The 26,320-nt window shown below is 68.3% G+C and carries 25 protein-coding genes; 12 read left to right on the plus strand and 13 right to left on the minus strand.

Translation table 11 applies throughout. The features are described 5' to 3' along the window. Positions 1 to 14 precede the first annotated feature (14 nt). The 3 genes from FGD71_RS46305 to FGD71_RS46315 all read left to right on the plus strand — a co-directional run bounded on the left by FGD71_RS46305 (position 15) and on the right by FGD71_RS46315 (position 4,059). Positions 15 to 407: an asparaginase domain-containing protein gene (locus FGD71_RS46305; RefSeq protein WP_162931416.1), complete on the plus strand. Its 393-nt coding sequence runs from the start codon at positions 15 to 17 to the stop codon at positions 405 to 407. 27 nt (positions 408 to 434) lie between these two features. Next, complete coding sequence (locus tag FGD71_RS46310) at positions 435 to 1,415, plus strand: formylglycine-generating enzyme family protein (RefSeq protein WP_119106649.1); 981 nt, start codon at positions 435 to 437, stop codon at positions 1,413 to 1,415. A gap of 376 nt (positions 1,416 to 1,791) precedes the next feature. Beyond that, positions 1,792 to 4,059: an arylsulfatase gene (locus FGD71_RS46315; RefSeq protein WP_119106650.1), complete on the plus strand. Its 2,268-nt coding sequence runs from the start codon at positions 1,792 to 1,794 to the stop codon at positions 4,057 to 4,059. A gap of 87 nt (positions 4,060 to 4,146) precedes the next feature. Here FGD71_RS46315 and FGD71_RS46320 read toward each other — a convergent pair whose 3' ends face one another. The 8 genes from FGD71_RS46320 to FGD71_RS46355 are packed head-to-tail and all read right to left on the minus strand — an operon-like array spanning position 4,147 to position 12,855. Next, on the minus strand, positions 4,147 to 4,944 hold the full coding sequence (locus FGD71_RS46320) for an SDR family NAD(P)-dependent oxidoreductase (RefSeq protein WP_119106651.1): 798 nt from the start codon (positions 4,942 to 4,944) through the stop codon (positions 4,147 to 4,149). 5 nt (positions 4,945 to 4,949) lie between these two features. Next, positions 4,950 to 6,443: an aldehyde dehydrogenase family protein gene (locus tag FGD71_RS46325; RefSeq protein ID WP_205571206.1), complete on the minus strand. Its 1,494-nt coding sequence runs from the start codon at positions 6,441 to 6,443 to the stop codon at positions 4,950 to 4,952. Then, a complete protein-coding gene (locus FGD71_RS46330) occupies positions 6,440 to 7,321 on the minus strand; it encodes an ATP-binding cassette domain-containing protein (protein WP_119106652.1) in 882 nt (293 codons plus the stop codon). Before FGD71_RS46330 ends, FGD71_RS46325 begins: the two co-directional genes overlap by 4 nt. Beyond that, the gene (locus FGD71_RS46335; protein ID WP_119106653.1) at positions 7,314 to 8,405 is read right to left on the minus strand and encodes an ABC transporter ATP-binding protein; all 1,092 of its coding nucleotides are present in this window, start codon (positions 8,403 to 8,405) and stop codon (positions 7,314 to 7,316) included. Before FGD71_RS46335 ends, FGD71_RS46330 begins: the two co-directional genes overlap by 8 nt. Then, on the minus strand, positions 8,402 to 9,280 hold the full coding sequence (locus FGD71_RS46340; protein WP_171059743.1) for an ABC transporter permease: 879 nt from the start codon (positions 9,278 to 9,280) through the stop codon (positions 8,402 to 8,404). The genes FGD71_RS46335 and FGD71_RS46340 overlap by 4 nt, the downstream gene beginning before the upstream one ends. After that, positions 9,277 to 10,227, minus strand: a complete 951-nt coding sequence (locus tag FGD71_RS46345; protein WP_119106654.1) for an ABC transporter permease — start codon at positions 10,225 to 10,227, stop codon at positions 9,277 to 9,279. Before FGD71_RS46345 ends, FGD71_RS46340 begins: the two co-directional genes overlap by 4 nt. 16 nt (positions 10,228 to 10,243) lie before the next feature. Then, on the minus strand, positions 10,244 to 11,776 hold the full coding sequence (locus tag FGD71_RS46350; RefSeq protein ID WP_119106655.1) for an ABC transporter substrate-binding protein: 1,533 nt from the start codon (positions 11,774 to 11,776) through the stop codon (positions 10,244 to 10,246). A gap of 5 nt (positions 11,777 to 11,781) precedes the next feature. Next, on the minus strand, positions 11,782 to 12,855 hold the full coding sequence (locus tag FGD71_RS46355; protein WP_119106656.1) for an isocitrate/isopropylmalate dehydrogenase family protein: 1,074 nt from the start codon (positions 12,853 to 12,855) through the stop codon (positions 11,782 to 11,784). 124 nt (positions 12,856 to 12,979) lie between these two features. On the opposite strand from FGD71_RS46355, the gene FGD71_RS46360 reads away from it, so the two are divergent. Together FGD71_RS46360 and FGD71_RS46365 are read left to right on the plus strand one after the other, a co-directional pair. Next, on the plus strand, positions 12,980 to 14,440 hold the full coding sequence (locus tag FGD71_RS46360; RefSeq protein WP_205571207.1) for an amidase: 1,461 nt from the start codon (positions 12,980 to 12,982) through the stop codon (positions 14,438 to 14,440). Beyond that, a complete protein-coding gene (locus FGD71_RS46365) occupies positions 14,437 to 15,207 on the plus strand; it encodes a FadR/GntR family transcriptional regulator (protein WP_240437099.1) in 771 nt (256 codons plus the stop codon). Before FGD71_RS46360 ends, FGD71_RS46365 begins: the two co-directional genes overlap by 4 nt. Before the next feature lie 278 nt (positions 15,208 to 15,485). On the opposite strand, the gene FGD71_RS46370 is transcribed toward FGD71_RS46365, so the two are convergent. After that, complete coding sequence (locus FGD71_RS46370) at positions 15,486 to 15,947, minus strand: Lrp/AsnC family transcriptional regulator (RefSeq protein WP_119106659.1); 462 nt, start codon at positions 15,945 to 15,947, stop codon at positions 15,486 to 15,488. 209 nt (positions 15,948 to 16,156) lie between these two features. On the opposite strand from FGD71_RS46370, the gene ilvN reads away from it, so the two are divergent. The 4 genes from ilvN (at position 16,157) to FGD71_RS46390 (ending at position 20,139) form a co-directional block, all read left to right on the plus strand. Beyond that, positions 16,157 to 16,669 (plus strand): acetolactate synthase small subunit, encoded by a 513-nt coding sequence (ilvN, locus tag FGD71_RS46375; protein WP_119106660.1) that lies wholly within the window; start codon positions 16,157 to 16,159, stop codon positions 16,667 to 16,669. Further along, positions 16,669 to 17,766 carry a thiamine pyrophosphate-dependent enzyme gene (locus FGD71_RS46380; RefSeq protein ID WP_119106661.1) on the plus strand — a complete coding sequence of 366 codons (1,098 nt, stop codon included), beginning with the start codon at positions 16,669 to 16,671 and terminating at the stop codon, positions 17,764 to 17,766. The genes ilvN and FGD71_RS46380 overlap by 1 nt, the downstream gene beginning before the upstream one ends. Before the next feature lie 74 nt (positions 17,767 to 17,840). Further along, complete coding sequence (locus FGD71_RS46385; protein ID WP_276147197.1) at positions 17,841 to 18,791, plus strand: alpha-ketoacid dehydrogenase subunit beta; 951 nt, start codon at positions 17,841 to 17,843, stop codon at positions 18,789 to 18,791. A 31-nt stretch (positions 18,792 to 18,822) separates the two neighbouring features. Beyond that, positions 18,823 to 20,139, plus strand: coding sequence for a dihydrolipoamide acetyltransferase family protein (locus FGD71_RS46390; RefSeq protein WP_119106663.1), 1,317 nt, complete (start codon positions 18,823 to 18,825; stop codon positions 20,137 to 20,139). Between the two features lie 94 nt (positions 20,140 to 20,233). Here FGD71_RS46390 and FGD71_RS46395 read toward each other — a convergent pair whose 3' ends face one another. From FGD71_RS46395 to FGD71_RS46410, 4 genes are all read right to left on the minus strand, one after another. Further along, positions 20,234 to 20,914 (minus strand): GntR family transcriptional regulator, encoded by a 681-nt coding sequence (locus FGD71_RS46395; protein ID WP_240437100.1) that lies wholly within the window; start codon positions 20,912 to 20,914, stop codon positions 20,234 to 20,236. 33 nt (positions 20,915 to 20,947) lie between these two features. After that, positions 20,948 to 21,415, minus strand: coding sequence for a flavin reductase family protein (locus FGD71_RS46400; RefSeq protein ID WP_119106684.1), 468 nt, complete (start codon positions 21,413 to 21,415; stop codon positions 20,948 to 20,950). 65 nt (positions 21,416 to 21,480) lie between these two features. Beyond that, on the minus strand, positions 21,481 to 21,909 hold the full coding sequence (locus FGD71_RS46405; RefSeq protein ID WP_119106664.1) for an ester cyclase: 429 nt from the start codon (positions 21,907 to 21,909) through the stop codon (positions 21,481 to 21,483). Between the two features lie 56 nt (positions 21,910 to 21,965). Continuing rightward, a complete protein-coding gene (locus FGD71_RS46410; protein ID WP_119106665.1) occupies positions 21,966 to 23,657 on the minus strand; it encodes a BCCT family transporter in 1,692 nt (563 codons plus the stop codon). 319 nt (positions 23,658 to 23,976) lie between these two features. Here FGD71_RS46410 and FGD71_RS46415 point away from each other — a divergent pair, with 319 nt between their 5' ends. Genes FGD71_RS46415 through FGD71_RS46425 form a run of 3 tightly spaced genes read left to right on the plus strand, consistent with a single transcriptional unit; the run spans position 23,977 to position 26,317 of the window. Further along, entirely contained in the window at positions 23,977 to 25,143 is a 1,167-nt protein-coding gene (locus tag FGD71_RS46415; protein ID WP_119106666.1) for an LLM class flavin-dependent oxidoreductase, read from the plus strand. Further along, positions 25,143 to 25,769, plus strand: coding sequence for an amino acid synthesis family protein (locus FGD71_RS46420; RefSeq protein WP_119106667.1), 627 nt, complete (start codon positions 25,143 to 25,145; stop codon positions 25,767 to 25,769). Before FGD71_RS46415 ends, FGD71_RS46420 begins: the two co-directional genes overlap by 1 nt. Beyond that, the gene (locus FGD71_RS46425) at positions 25,766 to 26,317 is read left to right on the plus strand and encodes an amino acid synthesis family protein (protein ID WP_119106668.1); all 552 of its coding nucleotides are present in this window, start codon (positions 25,766 to 25,768) and stop codon (positions 26,315 to 26,317) included. Before FGD71_RS46420 ends, FGD71_RS46425 begins: the two co-directional genes overlap by 4 nt. Positions 26,318 to 26,320: the final 3 nt, after the last annotated feature.

A 26,320-nucleotide genomic window follows, 5' to 3' on the forward strand; every position in this document is an offset into this window, starting at 1 on the left:
GCGGAAGGCGGTGCGTGAGGCGACGCATCACGCAGGGCACCGGCACCATCGAGGAGACCGCCTTCTTCCTCGACCTGTACCACGGCCACGACCAGCCGATGACCGTCGCCGACGCCATGCGCACCTCCACCATGCCCTGCCCTGACGGCCCCGCCAACCTGTACGCGGCCGTCATCGCCGCCGCAGACCCGTGCCTGAGCGGAGCCGGAGCGCAGGTCGTCCCGAACAACGAGATTCGCGTGGCACGGCAGGTCCGCGAGGCTTTTCATGGCCTCTCGGCGTCGACCACGTCCCCCAGCGCCTCGTGGAGACAAGGCGGGCGCGCGCCCCGGCAGCCGGTCGGGGCAGGCATGGCGGGCCGTACCCTCGAACCCACGCCACGGACGAATGTGCGGTCAGTCGGGTGAGGAACAGCCGCCGAGGTCGGAGGAGCGATGTCAGGCGCATGTTGCGCCCCCACGTCAGGGGGCGACCAGGAGATCCCCGAGCCATCTGCCGTGCGGCTCCAAGGCTCGGGGCGGGACCCCGCGCAGGGGCTGCGCGCCATGCTGCGCATCCCCGGAGGAACGTTCTTGATGGGAGGCGACGACGCCGACGCGTTTCCCGATGACGGCGAAGGCCCGGTCCGGGCGGTGCGGCTGTCGCCGTTCCTCATCGACGCGACCACCGTCACCAACAGGCAGTTTGCGACGTTCGTGCGCAGCAGCGGTTACCGGACCGATGCCGAGCGCTACGGCTGGTCCTTCGTGTTCTACGCACTCGTCCATCCTGACGCCCGGCATCTGGTGCGCGAGGGCACCGTGGCGCAGGCGCCCTGGTGGCTCGCGGTTGACGGGGCGTGCTGGCGGGCCCCGTACGGACCGGGGTCGTCATGGACCGATCTGTCGAACCACCCTGTCGTCCACGTGTCCTGGCGCGACGCGTCCGCCTACGCGGCATGGGCGGGCAAGCGATTGCCCACGGAGGCGGAGTGGGAGATGGCGGCGCGTGGCGGTCTGGAACGCTCCCGCTTCCCCTGGGGGGACGAGCTCCTGCCCCGGGGGCAGCACCGCTGCAACATCTGGCAGGGGAAGTTCCCGCAGGACAACACGGGTGAGGACGGGTTTCTGGGAACCGCGCCGGTCAAGACCTACCGGCCCAACAACTTCGGCCTGTACAACACATCGGGCAATGTGTGGGAATGGTGCTCCGACTGGTGGAGCACCACATGGCACGCGGCCGACCGCCCGGAGACCCGCGAGGACCCGGCCGGACCTCCCACGGGGGAGGCGAAGGTGATCCGCGGCGGCTCCTACCTGTGCCATGCGTCGTACTGCAACCGCTACCGCGTCGCCGCGCGCACGTCCAACACACCCGACAGCAGCACCGGGCACATGGGGTTCCGCTGCGCGGCGGACCTGCCCGGGACCCGCTGACGGACCGCTCGGGCGACCGCCTCCGCCCTCGCCTCAGGGGGCGTGGCTGTGGCGGATCGCGGGGGACGGCCCCGCGGTGAGCGTCGCGGCGTCGAGGGCCGGTCGGCAGGGAAACCGCCGCCTGACGACGGACGTACGGGCATGGGCAGCCGTGGTTGACACGCGAGTGACGGCCGGTCAAACTCAAACTCGGGCTACTGGTAAGACCAGTTAACTGGGAGCCCTCCTCGGAACCTCCAGGGGTCTGCCGACCGCGTCAACTATTCGGGTTCCGCCCGCCCGACCGCCGCGCCGCCCAGCAGACGTGATGAATGCGGACCCCGCTGCCTGTCGGCGCAGCGCACGTTCGAATGTCCATGCAAAAGGAGCGTCCTGGATGACCAACGCCTCTCCGCATACGCCGTCCGCGAGCGGTACCTTCCAAGGCAAGATCGGCACGACCTACGAGGAATCGACTCCGTGGTGGCCCGATCAGCAGGCGCTTCCCGAGGACACGCCCAATGTCGTGGTCATCGTGCTCGACGACGTCGGCTTCTCCGACCTCGGCTGCTTCGGCTCGGACATCGACACCCCGGCCATGGACGCCCTCGCCGCCGACGGCCTTCGCTACGCGAACTTCCATACCACCACGCTGTGTTCGCCGACCCGTGCCTGCCTGCTGACCGGCCGGAACCACCACTCCGTCGGCATGCGCATGCTGTCCAACTTCGACACCGGCTTCCCGAGCGGTCGCGGACGGATCACCAAGGCCGCCGCGACACTGCCTGAGGTGCTGCGTGACAGCGGCTTCAACACCATGGCCGTGGGCAAGTGGCACCTGGCGCCGATGGAGCAGACCACCGCGTCCGGGCCGTACACCCAGTGGCCGCTGGGCCGCGGGTTCGAGCGCTACTACGGATTCCTGGAAGCCGAGACGGACAGCTTCTATCCGGAACTGTTCTACGACAACCATGCCGTGGATCCGCCGAAGAGCCCGGAAGAGGGCTATCACCTCAGTGAGGACCTGGTCGACCGGGCGACCGAATTCGTCAGGGACCAGACGTCGGTCACCCCGGAAAAGCCCTTCTTCCTGTATCTGGCGTTCGGTGCGGCGCACGCCCCGCACCAGGCTCCCCAGGAATACCTGGAGAAGTACCGTGGCCGGTTCGACCATGGCTGGGACGCCGAGCGCGCCGCCCGGCACGCCCGCCAGATCGAACGGGGCATCCTGCCGCCCGACACCGAACTGGCGCCGCGCAACCCCGGGGTCGTTCCCTTCGACGAGCTGTCGGACGACGAGAAGAAGCTGTCCGTACGCCTCCAGGAGGCCTACGCGGCGATGGTCGACCACACCGACCACCACATCGGCCGGCTCATGGAATTCCTGGAGCGGATAGGCCAGATGGAGAACACCATCACCATCCTGCTCTCGGACAACGGGGCCAGCCAGGAAGGCGGGCAGAAGGGTTCGCTCAACCCCACCGCATTCCAGAACGGCGTCCCAGAGGACTTCGAGGAGATGGTCGCGCGGATCGATGAGATCGGCACCACACGCGCTCATGCCAACTACCCCTGGGGCTGGGCTCAGGCGGGCAACACACCGTTCAAGCGCTACAAGCAGAACACCCACGAAGGCGGCGTCCGCTGCCCGCTCATCGTGAACTGGCCCCGGGGGCTGCCGCGCACCGGCGAGGTCAGGCAGCAGTTCCACCATGTCACCGACATCGTCCCGACCCTTTTCGAACTGCTTTCCCTGCAGGCTCCCTCGGTCTACAACGGCATCCCGCAACTGCCGATCCACGGTGTCAGCATGGGCTACACCTTCGCTTCGCCGACCGCGCCGACGCGCAAGGAAGCCCAGTACTTCGAGATGTTCGGCCACCGCGCGATCTGGCACGACGGCTGGAAGGCCGTCACCTACCACCAACGCGGAACGTCCTTCGACGCGGACCAATGGGAGCTCTACCATCACGACACCGACTTCTCGGAATGCAACGACCTGGCGCAGGCGCAGCCCGAGCAACTGCAGAAGATGGTCGCTCGCTTCTGGGTGGAGGCAGGCAAATACGATGTGCTGCCGCTGGACGACCAGGGATTCGCCTACCGGGCGAAGATTCCGCGTCCCGGCTCTCCGCGCAGGCGCACCACCTTCACCTACTACCCCGGCATGGCCCATCTGCCCGGCGCCGCGGTGCCACCGGTGATGAACCGCGGCCACCGCATCACCGCGTTCGTCGACCGGGCCGCCGCGTCGGACGAGGGTGTGCTGGTGTCCGTGGGCAACATCAGCAGCGGATACGTCCTGTACGTCAAGGACAACCGGCTGGTCTACGAGTACAACTTCCTCGGCACCCGGTACACGGTGACCTCGGCAGAAGAACTCCCGGTCGGCCCGGCGGAGTTGGCCCTCGAATTCGTCAAGACCGGTGACATGCGGGGCGTCGGAAACCTGTACGTGTCAGGAAAGCCGGTCGGCAACGGGGACATTCCGCGGGTCCTCCCGCACTTCCTGGGATGGCAGGGCCTCGACATCGGCCGGGACACCCTGTCGCCCTCCTCACCCAGCTATGACGGCGAATTCGCGTTCACCGGAAAGTTCGAGAAGGTCGTCTTCACGGTCGCGCCGGACGAAGAAGGCGAGGAACCCTTCGAGCGAATCGACTGACTTGCTCCCGCTCACCTCCTCCAGCAACGAGCGGCTGGATGAGGTGAGCGGCCACCAACCGCTTCCTTCCGGATGCCCGACGTCCCGTCAGTTGGGCGGCGTATAGCGTCCGTCGATCGCTGTCCAGCCTCCGTCCACGAAGAGCTGGCTGCCCGTCACGAAGGATGAGGCGTCCGATGCGAGGTAGACGACGGCGCCGGCCAGCTCGTCGGCTCGGGACCAGCGGCCCAGGGCGCTCTTGGTCGCATAGGCCTCCGACCAATCCGGCACAGCCCTGATCTGCGCGGTCAGCGGTGTGTCCACGATGCCCGGGGCGATGGTGTTCACCCGCACGCCCGACGGGCCGAGCTCGGCCGCCGCGGTCCGCAGCAACTGGACGAGGCCGGCCTTCGTGGCCGCGTACACCCCCTGTCCCGGCTCGACGGCCACCGCGCGAATCGAGCTGAAGCCTATGATGCTTCCCCTGCCACGTTCGGCCATGCCACGGCCGAACGCCCGTACCAGGTCGAAGGATGCGCGCAGATTGAGTGCCACGACCCGCTCGAATTCCTCCGTCGTGTAGTCGAGCAGGGACTTGCGCACGTTCGTCGCGGCGGTGAAGACGAGCACGTCGACGGGTCCGAGCTCCTCGGCTGCGCGCATGACCGCCTCGGCGTCGAGCACGTCGAGGGCGTACGCCGAAAGGCCCGGCCCCATCGACGCCGACGCCGTGGCCGCCGTCAGGTCAAGGTCGGCGCACACCACCGTGGCGCCGTGCGCGGAGAGGGCCAGGGCGCTCTCGCGGCCGATTCCGCTGCCGGCGCCCACCACGACAGCCCTGCGGCCGTCGAGCCTGAACATGCGGGAGTACGCGTCCACCGCATCGGTGCGGTCCTTTGCTTGCATGGTCCTCACGGCTTCGTTGTCGTCGGACGGATCACTGCCATACGGGTTACGGTGAGCTCTTCGATGGCGAACCTCGGGCCCTCCCGTCCGGCCCCGGAGTCCTTCACGCCGCCGTACGGCATGACGTCGGAACGGAACCCGGGAACCTCGTTGATGACCACTCCGCCCACCTCCAGGCGGTCGAGAGCGGCGAACGCGGTGTCAAGGGCGCTGGTGTAGATGCTCGCGTGCAGTCCGTAGCGCGAGTCGTTGACCACGTCGAAGGCCGTCTCCAGATCGGGGACGGACCGTACCGCGACGACGGGGCCGAAGACTTCCTCGTCCCAGACGGCGAGGGCGCGGTCCACGTCGAGCAGCACGGTGGGCTCGATCACCCCGTCGGTGACCCGGCCTCCGGCGGCCGGCACCGCCCCCGCTTCCACCGCCTCCTCCAGCCACGCGCACACCCGCTCGGTCGACCGCTGGTCGATGAGTGCCGAGACTGTCGTCGCCGGATCGCGGGGATCGCCCACGACCACCTGGGCCACTCGCTCCGTCAAGCGGGCCACGAACTCCTTCCGCACGGCTTCCACCACGATGACCCGCTGCACGCTGATACACGCCTGGCCCGACGCGTAGTACCCGCCGCGTACCACCGCATCGGCGGCGGCGTCGAGGTCGGCGTCGGCGGCCACCACCAAGGCGGCGTTGGAGCCGAGTTCGAGCAGCACCTTGGTGGGTGCCGCGTCCCGGGCGATCTGGTGGCCCACGGCGGCCGAACCGGTGAAGGACACCGCCCCGATCCGGCGGTCGGTGGTCAGCGCGACGCCCACCTCGGGGCCCCCGGTCACCAACTGCACCGCGGCTTGCGGCGCGCCGCCGTCACGAAGGGCCTCGCGGAGGAGGTGCACCAGCCACAGGGTGGCCAGCGGCGTCTGCGGGGCGGGTTTGGCGATGACCGGGCAGCCGGCGGCCAGCGACGGCGCGATCTTGTGCGCGGCGAGCAGCAGCGGGTAGTTGAAGCCCGAGATGCCCACCACCACGCCGATCGGTTTGCGGGTCCAGAAGCCGAGCAGCCCCTCACCCGACGGCAGCAGGTCCAGCGGCACCGTCTCCCCGTGCAGCCGGGCCACTTCCTCGGCCGCCGTCAGCAGTGTCAGCAGGGTGCGATCCACCTCGACACGGCAGTCGACCAGCGGCTTGCCGGTCTCCAGGACCAGGAGCCGCTCGAAGTCCGCGCGTCGGGAGGCGACCGCCTCGTGCGTCGCGAGCAGCGCCGCCCTGCGTGTGTGCGAGGGGAGTCTGCCGACCCGATCGCGGACAGCGACGGCCGCGTCCACCGCGTGGCGTGCGAGGCCGGTGTCCCCGACCGGCGCTCGCGCGACGAGCGTCCCGTCGTAGGGAAAGCGGACGTCCTCGGCGGCGGGTGCCTCCACCCAGTCGTCGCCGATGGGAAGCCCCTCGGGAAACTCCCTCCCCACGGGGCTGTCGCCGCTGGCGGGTTTGACATGGGTGGTCAAGGTCGGTACTCCCGGTTGAGGTCGGCCGCCGACACCCCGGACAGTGCCTTGCCCAGAGTCGGAACGGCGGCGATGAGCCTGCGTGTGTAGGAATGTTGTGGTTCCTCGTACACCTGCTCCGTGGACCCGGTCTCCACGATCTGCCCGTCGTGCATGACCGCGACCCGGTCGCACACATGACGCACCACGGACAGGTCGTGTGAGACGAAGACCAGGGTGAGGGACAGCTCGTCGACGAGGTCGGCGATGAGGTTGAGCACTTGGGCCCGTACGGACACGTCCAGGGCGCTCACCGGCTCGTCGGCCACGATGATCTTCGGACGGGGGGCGAGAGCGCGCGCGATCGAGATGCGCTGCCGCTGGCCGCCGGAGAACTGGTGCGGATACCGGTCCGCCGCGTCGGCTTGCAGGCCGACGGCCTCGAGCAACTCGGCCACCCGCTCCCGGCGGTTTCGGTGCCCCTGCGCGACGAGCGGCTCCGCCACGATGTCACCGACGCGCATGCGCGGGTCCAGCGAGCTCATCGGGTCCTGGAACACGAGTTGGAGTCGCTCGCGGACGAACCGGAGCTGTCTCTCCCGGAGCCCGGTGATGTCCCGGCCGTCGATCGCGACGCTGCCGCTGGTGGGGCGGTCGAGCCCGGCCAGAATCCGCAGCAGGGTCGACTTGCCGCACCCCGACTCGCCCACGATGCCGAACCGTTGCCCCTGGGGGATGGTGAAGCTGACGCCGCGCAGGGCGTGCACCGGTGGGCTCGGGCGGAGCAGCGAGGTACGAGGCCGTCGGTAGTCGCGCGTGACGTCGCGGACGCTGATGGCGTCCACGGGGCCGGTCTTCGACCCGGGTGCGAGGGTGGCGCTGGTCGGCTGCTCAGCCACGGCCGGCCTCCTTGTTCGTGGTCATGCCGGTCCCGCGTGCGCCGCTCTCGGATACCGGCTCGGATACCGGCTCGGATACCGGGTGGAAGCATGCGTAGCCGGAGTCCGGTCCGGTCGGGACCCATTCCGGCCTGGTGGCGCACACCTCGGTCGCAGAAGCGCACCTGTTTCTGAAGACGCATCCGGCCGGGAACTGGCCCGCCGGCGGAACCGACCCGCCGATCGTGACCAGCCGACCGCGCTCGTCGACCACGGTCAGGTCCGACGCGCCGATCAGGCCCTGGGTGTAGCGGTGCCGGGGGCGCGTGAACACCTCCCGGACCGGGCCGGACTCGACCACCCGCCCGCCGTACATGACCATGACCCGCTCGCAGGCGGTGGCGACCACGGCCAGGTCGTGGGTGATGAAGAGCATGGCCGACCTGCGGTCCTGGACGCCTCGCACGATCAGGTCGAGCACCCGCGCCTGCACCGTGACGTCGAGCGCGGTGGTGGGTTCGTCGCAGACCAGGAGCGCGGGGTCGTTCGCGAGGGCGATGGCCAGCACCACCCGCTGCCGCTGGCCTCCGGAGAACTGGTGCGGGTAGGCGTGCGCGGCGGCCGCGGGATCGGGAAGACCCACCTGGGCGAGCAGTTCCACGGCGGCGGCTCGGGCGGACGCGCGGTCGGGCCTCGTCCGGTGGACCAGCAGCACTTCGGCGATCTGCCGCCCGACCCTCATCGTGGGGTTGAGAGCGGTCATGGGCTCCTGGAAGACCATGGCGATCTCCTTGCCCCGCACCCGGGACATCCGCGCCTCGTCGGCACCCACCAGGTCGTGGTCGACTCCGGCGAGCCGCACCGATCCAGTGGCCCGGAGCCCCTCGGGGAGCAGGCCCATGACGCTCAGCGCGGTCAGCGACTTGCCCGACCCCGACTCACCGATCAGGCCGACCCGTTCACCGGCCCGGATGGTGAAGTCGACATCTTCGACGAGCTTGCGGCCGCCCACCGCTACGTCCAGGTTCCGAACGGCCAACACGTCGTCGGGGGAGCCGGAGGAGCCCGCCCCGGAGTCCGGTGCCGTGTCAGGTGCCGCGGTCATCGGCGGTCCTCCAGCTTGGGGTCGAAACGGTCGCGCAGGCCGTCACCGAGCAGGTTGAATCCGAGCACCGCCACCGCGATCGCGATGCCCGGAAACACGGCGAGCCGGGGAGCGGACGACAGCATCTCCTGACTCTCCTGCAGCATCCGGCCCCAGGACGGTGTGGGGGGCGGCGTTCCGAAGCCGAGGAAGGACAGCGCGGCTTCGGCGAGTACGGCGATGGCGAAACCGACCGACGCCTGCACGATGACGAGACTGCTGACGTTGGGAAGGACATGCCGCAGGCCGATCGCGAACGGCCCGCGGCCCGCCGCGCGCGCGGCGATGACGTATTCGGTCTTCATGACCTGCAGCGTGCCGCCGCGGATCAGCCGGGCGAAGTTGGGGATGGACGCGATGCCGATGGCGACCATCGCGACCAGCGTGCCGGCGCCGTACACGGCGGCGAACATGATGGCCAACAGGAGCGCCGGGAAGGCGAGAAGCAGATCGTTGCCGCGCATCAGCAGCTCGCCGAACCAGCGGGGCGCCATTCCGGCGACGATGCCGAGGGGCACTCCGACCAGGGCGGCGACCCCCACCGCCACGAAGCCGACGAACAGCGTGGTGCGCGAGCCCATCAGGAGCTGACTGAACACGTCGCGGCCGAATTTGTCCGTGCCGAACCAGTACTCCAGCGACGGCTTCTCCAGCCGCGCCGAGGGATTCACCAGAGTCGGGTCGTGCGGGGTCCACACGAAGGACAGCAGTGCCATGCCGAGCACGACCGAGACGATGAGACCGCCCACCAGGAGGCTGCCTGCCATCGGGCGGCGCCGCCGACGGCCGTCGGGCACCGCGGACGCGACGGCGGCTTCCGTATCCAGAGCACTCATGACGCACCCACCCTGAGCCGCGGGTCGATCACCAGATAGATGACGTCCACCAGGAAGTTCACGAGCAGCACCGCCATTGCGATGATCATGACCACGTCCTGCACCATGATGAGGTCCCGGTTGGACACGCTGTCCAGCAGCAAGCTGCCGAGCCCGGGGATGACGAAGACCCGTTCGATGACGACGGCGCCCACCAGCAGCGTGGCGAGGTGCAACCCCAGGACGGTGACCACGGGCACCGCCGCGTTCCGCAGGCCGTGCCGCAGCAGCGCCTGCGTCGGGCGAAGTCCTTTGGCGCGAGCGGTGCGCAGATAGTCCTCCCGCAGGACGTCGAGCACGGCGCTGCGGACATAGCGGGTGAGCATGGCCGCCTGCACCATTCCGAGGGACAGCGCGGGCAGCACCAGTTGCTTGAGGAACAGGACCGGATCCTGCGCCGGGGGTGTCCAGCCGTTCGCCGGCAGCCACCCGAGCCCCACCGCGAACACGGTGATCAGAAGGATGCCCGCGAGGAACGCCGGGACGGCCACGCCGACTTGGGACAGGGCCGAGAGAATGAGCCCGGACGGCCTGCGGTGCCGCACAGCCATGAGCGTGCCCATGGGGATCGCCAGGATGCAGGCGAGCACCATCCCGGTGACGACGAGCCACAGGGTGACCTGGAGTCGGTCGGCGATCTGCGGGCCGATCGGCGTCTGCGAGATGTAGGAGTTCCCGGGGTCGAAGGTCACAAGTCCCTGTACCCAGTTGAGGTACTGGACCACGAGCGGCCGGTCGAGCCCGAACTGCTCGCGCAGTTGCGCCACCGCCGTGTCCGACGCGCTGACGCCGAGGGCGACGCGGGCCGGATCCCCTGGCAGCACCGCCATGAACGCGAACACGATCACAGAGCTCACGACAAGGCTGGCCAGGAGGATCGCGATCCGCTGCACCAGACGGACGATCATCGGTTGACGCCGCCTTTCATGACCGGCCCAGACCGGTGAGGTCCAGCGACTCGGAGACGGAGTTCACCGGCAGGCCGGTGATGCCCTTGTCCGCCACCATCAGGTTCGGCAGCAGGAACAGCCAGTCGGCCGCGGCGTCCTTGGACAGAAGCCGGGCAGCGTCCCGCATGTAGGTGATCTGCTCCCGCTGGGTGCCCTGGTCCGCCTTCTCCAGCAACGCGCTGAATTCAGGGTTTTCGTAGCGGGTGTAGTAGGTCTTCTCCCCGAACACCGTCTGCATGTCGCGGGGTTCCACATGGGCGATGATGGACATGTCGTAGTCGGCGTTCTTGAACACGGTGCTCAGCCACGCGGCGGGGAACTCCAGCTGGTCCAGCTTGACCTTGAACCCGGCCTGTTCGAGCTGGCTCTTGACCACGGTGCCGCACGCGGTGGCGTAAGGCAGCGTCGGAATGCGCAGCCGCAGCGTCTGGCCTGCTTCGCCGGACTCCTTGAGGAGCTTCTTGGCCTTGCCGAGGTCGTACGGATACTGGTTCGTGAGGTTCTGGTACCACGGGTCGGTCGGCGGGACCATGCTGCCGATGAGTTTGCCGCGGCCTGCCCAGCAGGTGTCCAGCAGCGCTTTGTGGTCGATGGCGTAGCGGACGGCCTGACGTGCCTTCAGATTCCGCATCGGGCCCGAGCCGTTGTTGAGGGAGAGGACCACCTCGCCGTTGGTCGTGCCCTCGATGACCTTGTACTTCGAGTTGTTCTGGAACTGGTCCAGAGAATCCGGGGTCTGCATCGTGCCGATCACGTTGATGGTGCCCGTGAGCAGCGCGTTGTTCATGGCCGTCGGGTCCTTGAAGTACTTGAGGGTGACCGACTTGAAGTGCGGTTCGCGCCCCCAGTAGCCGTCACGACGGGCCAGGGTGATCGAGTCGCCGCGTTTCCAGTTCTTCACCACATACGGGCCGGTGCCCACCGGCTCGGTGGCGAGCTTGCTCACGCCGGTCCGGCTGAACATCACGCCGACGCGGGTGGTCATCCGGTACAGCCAGTCGTTGCTCGGCCTTGTCAGGGTGACCTTGAGTTCGGTGGGCGACGCCGCCTGCACTGTGTCGACGACGTTCATCTGGGCCTTCTGGGCTATCGTCCAGTCGGATTTGACGCGTTCGATGGAGAACTTGGCGTCCTCGGCCGTGAACGCTGCGCCATTGCTGAACTTGGCGTCTTTCACCAGCTGGAACGTGTAGGTCTTGCGGTCCTTGGACAGGCTCCACGACTTGGCCAGTTGGGGCTGTATGTTCCCGGACGCGTCGACCTTCACCAGGTTCTCGTAGACGTTGTAGAGCAGCGCCTGGGGAATGGCGGCACCGGCGGTCTTGGTGATGTCGAGGTTGGCCGGCTCGGCGTTGAGGCCGATCTTCAGGCTGTCGCTGTTCTTGTCGGGGCTGCCGGTGCTGTTCCCGTCTGCCGTGGACCCCGCCGAGCAGGCCGCCAGAAGCAGGGATGCGAGTGTGGCTGCGACGGCCCCTGTGTGCCGCGTCAGCTGCTTGTCATGTCTCATATGCTCTACCTCTGGCTTTCCATCGTGTGCAGGACGGCGGACGCCACATCCGCCGTGGTGGCGTTGCCACCGATGTCGGCCGTGTGGTGCCTGGCATCTCGCAAGGTGCCCGCCACCGCGTCACGGATACGGCGAGCCGCGCTGGTGTGGCCGAGGTCGTCGAGCAGCAGTGCGCCGGAGAGCATGCATGCCACCGGATTCGCGACGCCCTTCCCGGCGATGTCGGGTGCGGAGCCGTGGACAGGTTCGTAGATCCCCGGCACATCCGCGCCCGGAAGGACGTTGGCGCTGGGCGCCATGCCCATACCGCCGGCGAGTACCGCGGCGAGATCGGACAGGATGTCGCCGAACAGGTTGCTGGTGAGCAGGACGTCAAGTGATCGCGGAGCCTGGATCATGCGGGCGGCCATGGCGTCGACCAGCACGGTTTCCAGCCGGACCGCCGGGTAGTGCTCGCCGACCTCGCGCACCACCCGGTCCCACAGCGGATAGCCGTATCGCATCGCGTTGGACTTGGTCACCAGGCACAGGTGCCCCGAACGCCGACCGGCCAGGGCGAAGGCCTGGTGTGCCGCCCGCTCGATGACGCGACGGGAGTGCACGGCGACCTCGATGCCGAGATCGTGTCCGCTGCCGGCGTGCGCCACCCCGCCGGCGCCGACGTACTCGCCCTCGGTGTTCTCGCGAACGATCACCAGGTCCACGCCATCGGTGTCGCGCACCTTGGTGGGAACGCCGGGGAACGCGCGCACCGGGCGGAGGTTCACGGCGAGGTCGAGTTGCTGCCGGAGGCCGATGATCAGACCCCAGACCAGTTCATGCTCCGGCACATCGGGACGTCCGACGGCACCGAATAACACGGCGTCCCTCTTCTTGACGAGGTCGGCCGCATCGGCCGGCATCGCCGCGCCCTGCTGGAGGAACCGCTCGCCTCCCCAGTCGAACTGGGTCACGTCGAGCCGGTGGCCGTCGGCCTCCAGCGCGGCGTGAAGCGCGGGCACGGTCGCCGCCACGACCTCAGGACCGATTCCGTCGCCCGGAATGACGGCGAGCCGCACGACCTTGGTGTCCCGCGTCATGGACGTCACCTTTCGCTTGCAACTGGCCTGACCAGTAAGCTCACTTGTCAGGTACCGTGGCGACTGAAACTGTTCTTGTCAAGGGTTCGCATGCCCCAGAAGTCGCGAACGAAGGAGGGTGCGGGTGCTCTCAGAACAGGGCCTGGCTGCCATGCCGGCCGTCGAGATGGTGGCCGGATTCGCTGACCGCACGTTGTCGCCGGTCCAGGTCCACGACGCCGTCCAGTCGGTGATCGTGGCGCGCGAGAGTGTGCTCAACGCGTTCTGGGTGAGGGATCCGGAGGAGTCCCGCAAAGCAGCCTTGGCCAGCGAGGCGCGATGGGCGGCGGGGGAACCGCTCGGGCTCATCGACGGCGTGCCCGTGACGCTGAAGGAGAACGTCGCCCGCAGGGGCGTCCCCATGCCCTCGGGCAACGCGGGGGCCGAGCCGGTCGTCCCCGAGGCGGACGCGCCCATCACCGCGCGCGTCCTCGAATCCGGTGGGGTGATCCTCGGGTCGACCGTGATGCCGGACTGGGGCATGCTCTCCTCGGGAGTCTCCAGCCGGCACGGCGTTTCACGCAGCCCCTGGAACGCCGCCTGGACCACGGGCGGTTCCAGCTCCGGTGCGGGGGCCGCGGCCGCCGGGGGATACGGTCCGCTCCACGTAGGCACCGACATAGGGGGATCGATCCGGCTGCCGGGCACCTGGCTGGGCCTCGCCACGCTCAAGCCCAGTTACGGGAGGATCCCGCTGGACGCCCCGTACCAGGGGCGCGCCGCCGGCCCGATGACCCGCACCGTGGCGGACGCGGCCCTGTTCATGCGAGTCCTGAGCCGACCGGATCCCCGGGACTGGTCGAGCCTGCCGCCGCAGGACATCGACTGGTCGGCGCTGGACGGCGATGTACGCGGTCTGCGGGTGGGGGTGCACCTGGACGCCGGCTGCGGGGAGCCGTGCGACGAGGAGATCCTCGCCGCGGTGAACCGCGCCGCCGCGGTCTTCGAGGCGGCGGGAGCCGTCGTGGAGCCGGTCGCGCCGTTCATGAGCCAAGATCTCCTGGACGACCTGGATCTGTTCTGGCGGGTGCGGTCCTGGAACGACTTCCGCGAACTGGCGCCCGAGGCCGGGCTGCGCGTCCACCCCCACATCATCCGATGGTGTCAGGGGGGCGCGGACGTGCCGGGCACGAAGGTACTCCAGTGCTACCAGCAGATCATGCGCATCCAGGCGCGGACCGTGGCGGCGACGGTCCCGTACGATCTGGTGCTCTCGCCGGTGGCTCCGGTCGCGGCGTTTCCCGCTGAGCAGCCGATGCCGTTCATGGAGGACGGGAAGACCATGTACCACATCGGCTTCACCGCGCCGTACAACATGTCGGGGCAGCCTGCGGCGACCGTCAACTGCGGCTTTACCGCTGACCGTCGGCCCATCGGGGTGCAGATCGCGGGCCGCCGCTTCGACGATCTCGGCGTCTTGAGGGCGGCGGCGTGGTACGAACGGAACCGGCCTGCCGAGGCGGTCCCGCACTGGCCGGACAGCGCCCCCGGGGCGCCCACCGGGGAGAAGACGACATGGACCACGCTCGAGGGGGAGAAGCCGTGAGTGACGGGGCACAGTTCCGGCAGGTATCGCCGCCGGTACGGCTCTACCAGCGCATCGTCGAGCAGATCGAGGAAGCGATCGCGCGAGGTGACCTGAAGCCAGGTCAACGGCTGCCGAGCGAGCGAGAATTGGTGGCGCAGTTCGGGGCGAGCCGGCCCACGGTGCGGGAGGCCCTGCGTGTGCTGGAGAGCAACGGCCTGGTCCGCTCGCGCCAGGGTGACCCGAACGGCCCGGAGATCCTGCCGTTCTCGTCGGCCGGCCTGACCAAGGAGATGACCCGGCTCGTCCAGTTCGACAACGTGTCGATGGCCGAGTTGATCTCGTTCCGCATGATCCTCGACGGGTCGGCGAGCTTGCTGGCGGCTCGGCTGCGGTCCGAGGAGGAGCTGTCCGCCATGGAACGGACGCTCGCCGTCATGGCGGACGCGATCGAGGCAGGGTACGAGGAGTTCAGCAAGGCGGACGTCGCATTTCACGAGGTGGTGGCCCAGGCCAGCCGCAACTCCCTCATCGAGGTCTGCAACCTGGTGGTGCGGGGTGCTGTCCTCTCGCTGATCTCGGACAAGCTCGCCCATGCACCCAACAGCACAGCGCTCATGCGGGAGTCGCTCCACCACCACAGGGAGGTGCTTGAGGCGATCCGGGCACAGGACGGCCCGGCGGCAGCACGCATCTCGCGGCGCGACCTTTACGACTACTACGCCGGCTACGTCCCCGAGAACGAGCAGGGGCCGCTGCTCGCGCTCGTGGACGACGAGGAGACCTGAACCTCCACCATGGTGACCGCGCGCGGCGGCGCGCGGACGAGTCTGTTCCGTGCCGTGCAGGCCGAGGCAGAGCATCCGGAAGAGGAGGTACGGGGTCTCGTCCGGCGTCGGCCACCTTGGCTCCTGCACTACTGGACCTGTTCGGGGTCCGACCACCGCACAGTTCCTCGTGCCCTCCAAGTGCGCATCGCCTGACCAGGATTCATTCGGCCCCTGATCACCCCACCCCGATGACACCTCGGGGGAGCGTGGCGATGCGTCGCTCGTGAAGTCCGGTCTCAGGGCACGGGAGTTCCGCGTTGCCAGGAAGCAATGACGATCAGCGTCTTCGTCTGCAGCACACCGACACCCTTACGACGCAGACGATTGACCACTTTTGACAGGTCATCGACATTGTCGACATGCAAGCGGACGAGTGCGTCCACGTCGCCGGTGAGCGTCAACACCTCGTCGACCTCCGGCAGAGTCGACGCGAACTCCACGATGTCGTGGATGTCCGTGTCGCCTGTGAAGCGCAGCTCAGTGACCGCCTGAAGGCCCTGACCGAGCTTGGCCTGATCCGTCGTGATCGTGTAGCCGGTGATGACTCCCGACTCCTCGAGGCGCGCGATGCGCCGACGGACCGGCGCAGGCGAGAGCTGCACCTGGCGGGCGATGTCGCGCACGGTGCGCCGCCCGTCGGCTCGCAACAACTCCAAGATCTGCAGATCGACCGAGTCGAGATGTACGGATGCCGACATCCCGCAAGTGTAAGCAGTGCTTCCCTCAACGCTCACTCTCGAGCCGGATGGACTGCTCGGAAGGAGCGTGCTTCGCATCGCCGTGCGCACTTTTGTTGTGGACGGATCGGGCCCTTGCCACCGTGTCTTTCATGTCAGCCGCGATACAACCAGCAACACGCGCTGCCCTCTCCGAAGCTGTGAAGCCAGGCACGCACCATGTTGGTGCCGTGCTGCAACTCGATGTCGTCGCCGTGCCCTTGGCGGTCGCACGGGTCGCCTCGATCTTGGCGCATCGCCAGTTCGAAGTGCTCACCATGGACGTCGCCGCGCCCGTCGACGGGCTGCGGAGGATCACCGTCGAGGTGGACACGGCGGACGAGATCAAGTTGCAGCAGCTCGTCAAGTTCTTGAACCGGTCAACCGACGTAGTCAAGGTCGTCCGCCTCTCCGACGACAAGTCGCACAATCGGCGAGGGGCATTCGTGACGGTCACCTTCCCCGAAGGCCGACTTGCCGAAGTTGTCGCCATCGCCCGGGCGTATTCGGCCGAGATCGTGGAAGCCGACCGGACTCGCTGCACCGTCTTCGCCGCAGCGGAGCCCGCCCGTGTCGATGCCCTCGTCACAGCGCTCTCCGGCTTCACCATCCGGGAGATCGTGATGGCGGCGCCGCTGCGGATATCCCGCCCGCTCCGTAAGGGATACGCCGCCGTGGACCGCACCCGGACCTGGGGGCAGTAATGAGCACGAACTCTCCTGCGACGCCTGCGGCGACCCACGCCGACGACATCCTCCGGTTGGTCGATCCTGCCGGGACGCTGAACGAACAGGCGGCCGCGGGCATGCTCGACGTGACCGATGAACTGGTACGCGCGCTGTACCGCGACATGGTGCTCGGGCGCCGCTTCGACCAGGAGGCGTACTCCCTGCAACGCCAGGGTGAGCTCGGGCTCTGGCTGATGTCCCTCGGACAGGAAGCGGCACAAGCCGGGTCGATCCGCGCTCTTCGAGCGGACGACCGGGTCTTCCCCTCCTACCGCGAGCACGTGGCAGCCCTGTGCCGTGGTATCTCACCAGCGGAACTGCTTTCGCAGTGGCGTGGTGCGAGCCATGGCTCGTGGGACCCCGAGCGGTATCACTTCCACATCTACAGTCTTGTGCTGGCCACGCAGACACTGCACGCGGTCGGCTATGCGATGGGCGTTCGGTACGACGCCGGCGACAGCGTCGTGTTCACCTACTTCGGTGACGGTGCGTCGAGCCAGGGGGACGCCAACGAGGCGCTCAACTGGGCGGCGGTGACGTCGGCACCCATCGTGTTCTTCTGCCAGAACAACGGATGGGCGATCTCGACACCCGCGAGCAAGCAGTACGCCGGCCCGCTGAGCGAGCGTGCGAAGGGATTCGGACTCGACGCGGTGTCTGTGGACGGCAACGACGTACTGGCTGTCTACGCCGCCACACAGCGCATGGTCGAGCGGGTCCGGACCGGTGGAGCACCCGGGTTCATCGAGGCGCACACCTATCGCATGTCCGGACACAGCACGTCGGATGATCCGGGGCGCTATCGCGACAGTGCTGAGCTCGCCCGGTGGGAGGCCCACGACCCCGTGGAGCGGGTGCGCCTTCTGCTCACGGCGCGCGGCTGGGCCGACGAGGACTACTTCGCCGCGGTCGCATCCGATGCCGAGGAGCTCGCAGCGCAGACGCGCCAGGAGTGCCGTGCCATTGCGGAGCCGTCCCTGAGCGACACCTTCCGCAACACCTTGTGCGAGGAGACCGAGGCCCTGCGACGCGAACGCGAAGGCTTCGAGACTTTCGAGGAGTCGTTCCTGTGACCAGCACCGCTGCGGCCGGCTCGGCCAGGAAGGACGCCCAGGACAAGGGCTCCACGACCACGCTCGGACGCGCACTGAACGAGGGCCTGCGGCAGGCGATGCGCGACGACGATCGTGTGGTTCTGCTCGGCGAGGACATCGCGTCCCTGGGCGGGGTGTTCCGGGTGACCGATGGCTTGGCCGTCGAGTTCGGCGACCGCGTCGTGGACACCCCGCTGGCCGAATCGGGGATCATCGGGACGGCGATCGGCCTGGCCCTGCGGGGGTACCGACCCGTGTGCGAGATCCAGTTCGACGGTTTCGTCTACCCCGCCTTCGATCAGATCGTCAGCCAGCTGGCGAAGATGCGGGCACGGTCCCGCGGGCTGCTGCGGCTCCCCGTCACCATCCGGATCCCGGTGGGGGGCGGGATCGGCGCGGTCGAGCACCACAGCGAGTCGAATGAGGCGTACTTCTGCCACACGGCAGGGCTGCGCGTCGTGGCATGCGGCCATCCCCAGGACGCGTACGACATGCTCCGCGCCGCGATCGCGTGCGACGACCCCGTCATCTTCTACGAGCCGAAGCGCCGGTACTGGGACCGGGCCGAGGTCGACCTCGGCCGCCCTGTGGACGGCGACACGGTGGGGCGCGCACGCATCCTGCTCGAGGGCGCCGACGTCACCGTGGTCGCGTACGGGCCCACGGTCGCGGTCGCCCTCAGTGCGGCCGAGGTCGCCGCCGCCGAGGGCCGTTCGCTGGAAGTCCTGGACCTCCGCTCGCTGTCGCCGCTCGACACCACCGAGCTGTGCCGCTCGGCGTCGAAGACGGGACGCGTCGTGGTCGTACACGAGGCGCCCGTCAACGTCGGCCTGGGCGCTGAAATCGCCGCCACGGTCATGGAGCACTGCTTCTACAACCTCGAGGCCCCCGTGGAACGGGTCGGTGGCTACAACGTCCCCTATCCGCCGGCGCGGGCGGAAGGCGACTACCTGCCCGATCTCGATCGAGTTCTCGACGCCGTCGACCGGGTGTGCGCCCCCTGAACCGTCCGGCGAACCTCTCCTGGAGAACACGATGCTCGCAACCAAGCACTTCCATCTCCCCGATGTCTGCGAGGGCCTGACCGAGGCCGAGATCCTCGAGTGGCACGTGGGACCCGGCGACCCGGTCGGCGTCAACGACATCATCGTGGAGATCGAGACGGCGAAGGCAGTGGTGGAGCTGCCCAGCCCGTACGCCGGGACCGTCGCCGATGTCCTCTGTGCCGCCGGCGAGGCGGTAGCCGTCGGTGCGCCGATCATCACGTTCGAGGTCGAGGACGACAGCGCCCCGCAGGCGGGCCCGCAGGCGGCGGCGCCCAGACTCGACGCCACACAACAAGAGCCCGTCGATCCGCCTGCCCAGGCCGACCAGCCGTCCGCCCCCGCCCGCGAGCCCGTCCTGGTCGGCTACGGGCCGGCGCACGCGCAGACAGCGCGACGCCCGCGAAAGCGGAAGCCCGAGCTGCAGGCCGTCACACCTTCCACCCAGTCCCTCGCCACCCCGCCGGTGCGCAAGCTCGCCCGCGACCTCGGAGTCGACTTGCGCCTCGTGCCTGCCACAGGCCCGTCGGGACGCGTCACGCGCGAGGATGTTCACCGCCTCGCCGGGCAGCGGGCAACCGCGCTGAACGCCCCGGACCTCCCCCGGGACGACGTGGTGCGCACGCCGATTCGCGGAGTGCGCAAGCACACCGCTCAGGCCATGGCCGAGAGCGCCTTCACCGCTCCGCACGTCACGGAATGGGTCACCGCCGACGTGACGCGGTCCCTCAAACTGCTGGAGAGAGCACGCGCCGACAAGGCGTTCGAGGGTGTGCGCCTGACACCGCTGTGTCTCGTCATCAAGGCGGCGTTGACCGCTATCGCGCGGCATCCCGAGATCAATGCGAAGTGGGACGCCGCGGCCGGTGAGATCGTCCAGTACTCCGACGTCAATCTCGGCGTCGCCGCGGCGACGCCGAGAGGGCTCGTCGTCCCCAACATCGCCGCGGCCCAGCGGCTCTCCCTGCGTGAGATCGCCCTGGCGCTCACCGACCTCATCGATCAGGCCCGTGCCGGCAAGACGCCGCCCGAGCGGATGAGGAACGGGACGTTCACGATCACCAACATCGGTGTGTTCGGGATCGACGGTGGAACACCGATCCTCAACCCCGGCGAAGCAGCGATCCTCTGCTTCGGCCAGGTGCGGCGAACGCCGTGGGAACACAAGGGACGCATACGGCTGCGCGACACCGCGACCCTCGCCTTGTCGTTCGACCACCGCCTCGTCGACGGCGAGCTCGGTTCGCTCGTCCTGCGCGACATCGCCCGGTTCCTCGAGCGGCCAGACCTGATGGTTCTTCACCACTGAGAAATGCCCAAGGCATCCCGCCCGCTCCGGGATCCGCGGCCCCCGCTCATCACCGTGCGTCAACCGGCAATGACTGCGCCGTCCGGCGCGTGTGTCAGGCGTTGCCCATGGCGTCGAGACCTGCCATGAGAGCCAGTCGGCTCGCGCGGACGTGGTCGCGCATCACCCGCTCCGCACTGTCACCGTCCTTGGCGATGATCAGCTCGAGGACGTTGTGGTGCTCGCGGTCGGACTGCAGGGCACGGCCGGGCTGGCTGAGCGAGGTCTTCACGAGCCGGGAGTAGGCCAGCTGGTTCATGAGGATGCGGTAGTGCGCTTCGAGCTTGGCGTTGTCGGCACCGGTGATCAGCAGGTCGTGGAACTCCTCGACGAGCTCGGCGTAGCGCTCTTTGTCGTCGGCCTCGACGGCGGCGTCGGCCTCGGCGAGGTTCTCCTCGAGGCGGGCGAGCTCGGGCACCCGCCCCCGCCGCGCCAGCAGCCTCGCGGCCGCGCCTTCGAGCAGCTCCTTCATCTCGAACAACTCGGTGATCTCGCGGCGCGAGGGTGCGGTGACGAAGGTCCCCACGCGAGGCCGGATCTCGACCAGCCCCTCGGTCTGCAACTGCTTGAGTGCCTCGCGAACCGGTGTGCGGCTGACGCCGAAGGACTCCGCCAGTGCGATCTCCGACAGGCTGCCTCCGGCCGGGAGTTCACCGCTGATGATGCGGCGACGCATCTCAGTGATCACGCGGCCCTGCATACTCCCGTTGTCGGTCGCCTGCTTCGCCTTGCTCATCTGGCCTTCCCTCGATCGGCTCCGTGCATGGCATCAACCTAGAGCGCTGAGTGCACCGCCGTCGAAGAACCCCCCGGCGCTGTAGATCATCGGTGTCCGGTCGCTGATCTCCGCGTCCACGACGCGGCAGACGAAGACGGTGTGGGTGCTGGCCTGAAGGCGCTCGCGGATCTCCACCTCCATCCGGGCGCTGCTGCGGCCGATCAACGGGCTGCGGAACCGGCCGGGCTCCCAGTCGAGACCGCTGAACTTGTCGTCGGACTTGGCAGCGAAGCGTTTGACGACGTCCAGCTGCTCGGCCGACAGGATGTTGATCGCGAGATGGGAGGCTCGGAACAGACACTCGTACGTCGAAGAGGTGCGCTGCACGCACACCATCACCGTCGGCGGGTCGAGGGAGATGCTGGCGAACGCGTTCACCGCCAGCCCTCTGGGGTGGTCACCGTCCATGGCGGTCACCACCGTCACCCCGGTGACGAACCGCCGGTTGACCTGCTTCATCACTTCTTGGCCGGGCGTGGTGCGGAGTGTGTTCACAGGAGCCTCGTCAGGAGTCGTGGGGAGGGTCACCGGTCCTCCCCGACCGTGATGATGCCGAGTGCGGCGAGGAGCGCACGAGGGTCCCAGGTGACGTACTCCTCGACCACCAGGTCGTCCTCGAAGCGGGCGAAGGTGGCCCCGTCCACTTCGACGGACCGGCCCGTCGGCGGTACGCCGAGGAAGGAACCCTCGTGCCGGCCGGTGCTGTGCCAACGCACCGCCAGACGATCGCCCTCCGCCACGATCTCGTCGATGACCGTGACGAGATCGGGGAACGCCGAGCGTGCCGCGAGGATCGATGCCTTGAACTCACGCAGCGACTGGCCCTCCTCGGCCGGCGAACTACGTCGGCGGTAGTCGGGGCTGAGCAGGCTGTCGAGAGTGTCGACCTCGCCGCGGTCCCAGGCCGCAGCCCAGGCCTCGATGACCCGCGTTCTGCGGATGTCGCCGGACATGTCGTTTCCTCCTGAGGGTGAGGGCTGCGGCCTGGGTGACCGGCCTTTGACCGGTGTCAGTGGGATGAGGGAGTGGTCGTCGGTCCGGCGTGGACCGCTTCCTCGTCTCTCCCAGTGCCGTGCTCCAAGGCGAACTTCCCGTCCTCGAGGGCCTGTTCCGCCGCCCGGCGGTCGCCGGCCAGCTCCTTCCAGAAGGAGACCGCCAGGCCCGCGATGATCACAAGGAATGGTGCCGAGGTGACGATCACCGTGTTCTGCAGGGCGTTCAGGCCACCGGCGAGCAAGAGGGCGATGGCCGTGAGGCCGGTCAGCACGCCCCACAGGACGAGGACCCGGCGGTGGGGATTGAGTGAACCGCCCGAGGTCATCATGCTGAGCACATACGTGTTCGCGTCCGCGCCCGAGACGAAGAACATCACGACCAGCACGATGGCGACCGCCGATGTCACGGTCGCGAACGGGAAGTGGTCGAGGGTCGCGAAGAACGCGCTGTTGATGTCCGCCGCGGTCTGCTTGGCTATCGTGCCCTTTTCGAACATGTCGACATGGATGGCGGTGCCGCCGAACACCGTGAACCAGGTGAAGAACACGACCGTGGGGACGACGAGCACCCCCATGATGAAGCCGCGAATGGTGCGACCGCGGGAGATGCGGGCCAGGAAGACCCCGACGAAGGCCCCCCAGGACACCCACCAGGCCATCATGAAGTAGGTCCACCACTGCATCCAGTCGAGGCCGCCGAAGGCGGTGCCCTGCAGGCTCATCCGGAAGAAGTCGGAGGCCCAGGTGCCCACGGACTCGATGTACAGATTGGCCAGGAACACCGTCGGGCCGACGACGAGGATGAAGACGAAGAGCGCGATGCCGAGGATCGTGCTGCCCTGGCTGAGGAGCTTGATCCCCTTGCTGACGCCGGTCACGGCCGACAGCGTGAAGACGGCGGTGACGAGGGAGATGATCAAGACCTGGCTGACGGAGTTGACGGGAACTCCGAACAGTGAGCCGAGACCGTTGTTGACCTGCAGGGCGCCGAGGCCCAGCGACGTCGTGGTGCCGAAGAGCGTCGCGAACACCGCGAGAACGTCAATGGCCTTGCCGATGGGCCCGTTCACCCGCTCACCGAGCAGCGGGTGGAAGAGCTGGCTGACCAGCGCGCGACGGCCCTTGCGGAAGGTCGAGTAGGCGATCCCCAGGCCGAACACCGCGAAGATCGCCCACGCGTGCAGTCCCCAGTCGAAGTAGGAGTACTGCATCGCCCGGATCGCGGCCTCGGGCGTCCCCGGCTCGGCCAGACCATGCGGTGGTGTGGCGAAGTGCGAGATGGGCTCGGCGACACCGTACGAAACAAGGCCGATGCCCATGACCGCGCTGAGGATCATCGCGAACCAGGCGGGTGTGGAGAACTCGGGACGGTCGTGGTCCTTGCCCAGCCGCATGTCGCCGGCCGGGCTGAACGCGAGGAAGACCAGGAAGATCAGAAGGGCCAGCGTCACCACGAGGTAGGTCCAGCCGAACGACTTGGTGACCCAGTTCAGGGAGCTGTTCGTCACGTCGGTGAGGCTGTCGGTGAACAGCATGGCCCAGACGACGAAGAGGGCTGCGATACAGACCGAGGTCCAGAAGACCGAGCCCAGTCGGCCTTTCTCCGGATGAGGTGTGGAAGCGGCGTCGGCCTGCGTGGAGTCCGGCAGCGCGGATGCCGTTCTCGGCTCGGGGGTGTCGGGTTGCTCCGTGGTGTGACTGGGCATGGGTCGCTCCTTGCGCACTGTGGCAGCAGTCAAGCCAGAGCTGCTTGCATGCCAGTGGACGTTAGGTATGCCACAGGTCGCTGTCAAGAAGTGGCGCTGCATGCATTTCCCTCGCCCTGGAGATGGGCGTTTTTTAGCTGTATGCAGGCGTATGGGGTGCTGAAAGATGTGCCGGTTGGAGGTGACCGGCTGGATGGGTTGACTCCTTTGTTGGTCCCCGCCTACCTTCTCTTGTATGCCACAGGGCGCGACTGGGTCGCTTGGTATGTCAGCGTTTTCGGCCCGGTCAAGGCTCGTCCGTACTGGAAGGAACACGCAGATGCGCTTCTCGATCTTTCATGGGATGGGCGCCCCGGGTCGTCTCGCCGACTACCACCAGCTCATGGACGAGGCGCGGGAATTCGCCGTCGCCGCCGACCGCGCGGGCTTCTGGTCCATCTGGTACACGGAGCACCACTTCGGCCACGAAGGTCAGGAGCTCACTCCCAACCCGGTGCTCATGGGTGTCGACATCGCGGCCCGGACCTCGCGCATCCGTATCGGTCAGGCCGCGAGCATCGTCACCTTCTGGCACCCGCTGCGTCTTGCCGAGGACCTCGCGCTGCTCGACCAGCTCTCGGGCGGAAGGCTCGAGGTCGGTGTCGGACGCGGTCTCTACGGCCGCGAGGCACTGAACCTCAACCCGGTGGCCGACCCGCGCGACCAGCAGCGCAACAGGGCGCTCTTCCAGGAGACCCTCGAGGTGCTCAAGGCCGCCTGGACCGGTGAGTTCTTCTCCCACAAGGGCGAGTTCTTCGAGTTCCCCGCTCCTGGTGTGAAGTGGAACCACCCCCTGTCCCCGCCGTCACCCGACTTCATGGACGACGGTGTCATCTCCAAGATGATGGTGACGCCGCGTCCGCTGCAGCCGCAGCTTCCGCTGTGGCAGGTCATCGACACGCCCCCCTCCATCGAGTGGGCCGCTCGCAACGGGGTCAAGGGCATCTTCTGGCTTCCTCCGGTGTCGGCCCTCAAGGGCCGCTTCGAGCTCTACCGCGACGCGGCCAGCGAGGCCGCCGGCCGGGAGTTCGCGCTCGGCGAGGGCATCGGACTCGTCCGGGACGTCTTCGTCGCCGACACCATGGAGGAGGCGCGCGCCGGCTTCGAAGAGGCCGTGATGAACACCTACCGGTGGGTCTGTCACTGGCGGGGGCTGTCGAACCTGATGGAGTACGGTGAGGAGCTCACCGACGCCCACGAGCTCACCTACGATTTCCTGCAGGGCCGCAACCAGCTGGTCGGTACGCCCGAATACGTCGCGGAGAAGATCGCCGAACTCCGTGACGAGCTGAACGTGCAGGACCTGTTCCTCTGGACCACTCACCCCGGTCTCGACCACCGCAAGGCGATGCGCAGCCTCGAACTGTTCAGCGAGAAGGTCATGCCGCGTTTCGCCGGTTCACCGGGCTCCGCGGGCACCGGCCACGCCCCTGCGGGGGCCCGCTGATGACCGCACGGGTCCGCAGGATCTGCACGGTCGTCGAGGACGTGGTGACCGAACTCGGCAGACCCGTCGCCACCCCGGTGCGTCGCGCCGCCGTCGCCGCCGTCATCACCAACCCGTGGAGCGGCCGCGGTGTCGTTACCGACCTGAACGAAGAGGTGGTGAGGGTCGCGCCGCTGGTGGCGCACGAACTGACGTCCCGTCTCCTCGGCACCCTGGGCGGCGCGGACCGCGTCGAGGCGTTCGGCAAGGCCGCCATCGTCGGTCTCGGTGGTGAGACGGAGCATGCCGGTGCGCTGATCCACACGCCGTACTTCGGAAACCTCTTCAGAGAGATCACCGAAGGCAGTTCGGTGATCGTCTTCTCCGACGAGCGGGCCGAGGCCGGGGCGCCGCTCACCGTCCCGATGTGGCACAAGGTCCACGCGGCGACGCGGTCCCACTACCAGACCATCACCGTCCGCGTCCCCGACGCACCCCGTGCCGACGAGATCGTGGTCATCGCCGCCGGATCCACCGGCGGGCGGCCGAACGCCCGGATCGGGGACCGTTCCAGCGATCCGCAGGTGAGGCTGGCGGACCATCCCCGCAGCCGATACAAGATCGAGAATCTGGAGACCGTTCGATGAACGTCCGCAAGATCGTCACCTACGTCGACGAGGTCCTCACGGAAGGGGGCCGCCCCGTCGCCCCGCCCGCCCGGACCGCCGTCGTCGTCGCCGTCATCGACAACCCCTGGGCAGGACAGGGCTTCGTCGAGGACCTCGCCCCCGGCATCGACGCCACCGCCTCCGACCTGGGCAGGCTGCTCGCTCCCCGGGTCGTCGCGGCGCTGGGTGTCCCGGTGGAGGCCTACGGCAAGGCGGCCATTGTCGGGCTCGACGGAGAGATCGAGCACGGCTCGGCGCTGATCCACACGCTCAAGTTCGGCGATCACTTCCGCAAGGCCGCCGAGGCGACGACGCTGCTTCCCGCGGTCGAGAAGCGTGCGGGCGCAGGCACCGTGTTCGACGTGCCTCTCAAGCACATCACCGATGCCACGATCCGTTCGCACCACCAGAGCATCGAGGTCCGGGTGGCGGACGCCCCCCACGCGCACGAGATCGTCATCGGCCTGGCGGCCGCCGGGCAGGGACGCCCGCAGTCCCGCCTGGCTCCGTTGTCGACAGAACAGTGACGA

Origin of the sequence: Streptomyces sporangiiformans (genome assembly GCF_005768555.2) — a bacterium.
GTDB classification, from domain to species: Bacteria; Actinomycetota; Actinomycetes; order Streptomycetales; family Streptomycetaceae; genus Streptomyces; species Streptomyces sporangiiformans.

What these genes read in the sequence shown, in the direction of transcription:
- FGD71_RS46310 (WP_119106649.1), top strand. Translation starts at nt 435, where the DNA reads ATGTCAGGCGCATGTTGCGCCCCCACGTCAGGGGGCGACCAGGAGATC.
- FGD71_RS46315 (WP_119106650.1), top strand. Translation starts at nt 1,792, where the DNA reads ATGACCAACGCCTCTCCGCATACGCCGTCCGCGAGCGGTACCTTCCAA.
- FGD71_RS46320 (WP_119106651.1), bottom strand. Translation starts at nt 4,944, where the DNA reads ATGCAAGCAAAGGACCGCACCGATGCGGTGGACGCGTACTCCCGCATG.
- FGD71_RS46335 (WP_119106653.1), bottom strand. Translation starts at nt 8,405, where the DNA reads ATGACCGCGGCACCTGACACGGCACCGGACTCCGGGGCGGGCTCCTCC.
- FGD71_RS46340 (WP_171059743.1), bottom strand. Translation starts at nt 9,280, where the DNA reads ATGAGTGCTCTGGATACGGAAGCCGCCGTCGCGTCCGCGGTGCCCGAC.
- FGD71_RS46345 (WP_119106654.1), bottom strand. Translation starts at nt 10,227, where the DNA reads ATGATCGTCCGTCTGGTGCAGCGGATCGCGATCCTCCTGGCCAGCCTT.
- FGD71_RS46350 (WP_119106655.1), bottom strand. Translation starts at nt 11,776, where the DNA reads ATGAGACATGACAAGCAGCTGACGCGGCACACAGGGGCCGTCGCAGCC.
- FGD71_RS46355 (WP_119106656.1), bottom strand. Translation starts at nt 12,855, where the DNA reads ATGACGCGGGACACCAAGGTCGTGCGGCTCGCCGTCATTCCGGGCGAC.
- FGD71_RS46370 (WP_119106659.1), bottom strand. Translation starts at nt 15,947, where the DNA reads ATGTCGGCATCCGTACATCTCGACTCGGTCGATCTGCAGATCTTGGAG.
- FGD71_RS46380 (WP_119106661.1), top strand. Translation starts at nt 16,669, where the DNA reads ATGAGCACGAACTCTCCTGCGACGCCTGCGGCGACCCACGCCGACGAC.
- FGD71_RS46390 (WP_119106663.1), top strand. Translation starts at nt 18,823, where the DNA reads ATGCTCGCAACCAAGCACTTCCATCTCCCCGATGTCTGCGAGGGCCTG.
- FGD71_RS46395 (WP_240437100.1), bottom strand. Translation starts at nt 20,914, where the DNA reads ATGAGCAAGGCGAAGCAGGCGACCGACAACGGGAGTATGCAGGGCCGC.
- FGD71_RS46400 (WP_119106684.1), bottom strand. Translation starts at nt 21,415, where the DNA reads ATGAAGCAGGTCAACCGGCGGTTCGTCACCGGGGTGACGGTGGTGACC.
- FGD71_RS46405 (WP_119106664.1), bottom strand. Translation starts at nt 21,909, where the DNA reads ATGTCCGGCGACATCCGCAGAACGCGGGTCATCGAGGCCTGGGCTGCG.
- FGD71_RS46410 (WP_119106665.1), bottom strand. Translation starts at nt 23,657, where the DNA reads ATGCCCAGTCACACCACGGAGCAACCCGACACCCCCGAGCCGAGAACG.
- FGD71_RS46415 (WP_119106666.1), top strand. Translation starts at nt 23,977, where the DNA reads ATGCGCTTCTCGATCTTTCATGGGATGGGCGCCCCGGGTCGTCTCGCC.
- FGD71_RS46420 (WP_119106667.1), top strand. Translation starts at nt 25,143, where the DNA reads ATGACCGCACGGGTCCGCAGGATCTGCACGGTCGTCGAGGACGTGGTG.
- FGD71_RS46425 (WP_119106668.1), top strand. Translation starts at nt 25,766, where the DNA reads ATGAACGTCCGCAAGATCGTCACCTACGTCGACGAGGTCCTCACGGAA.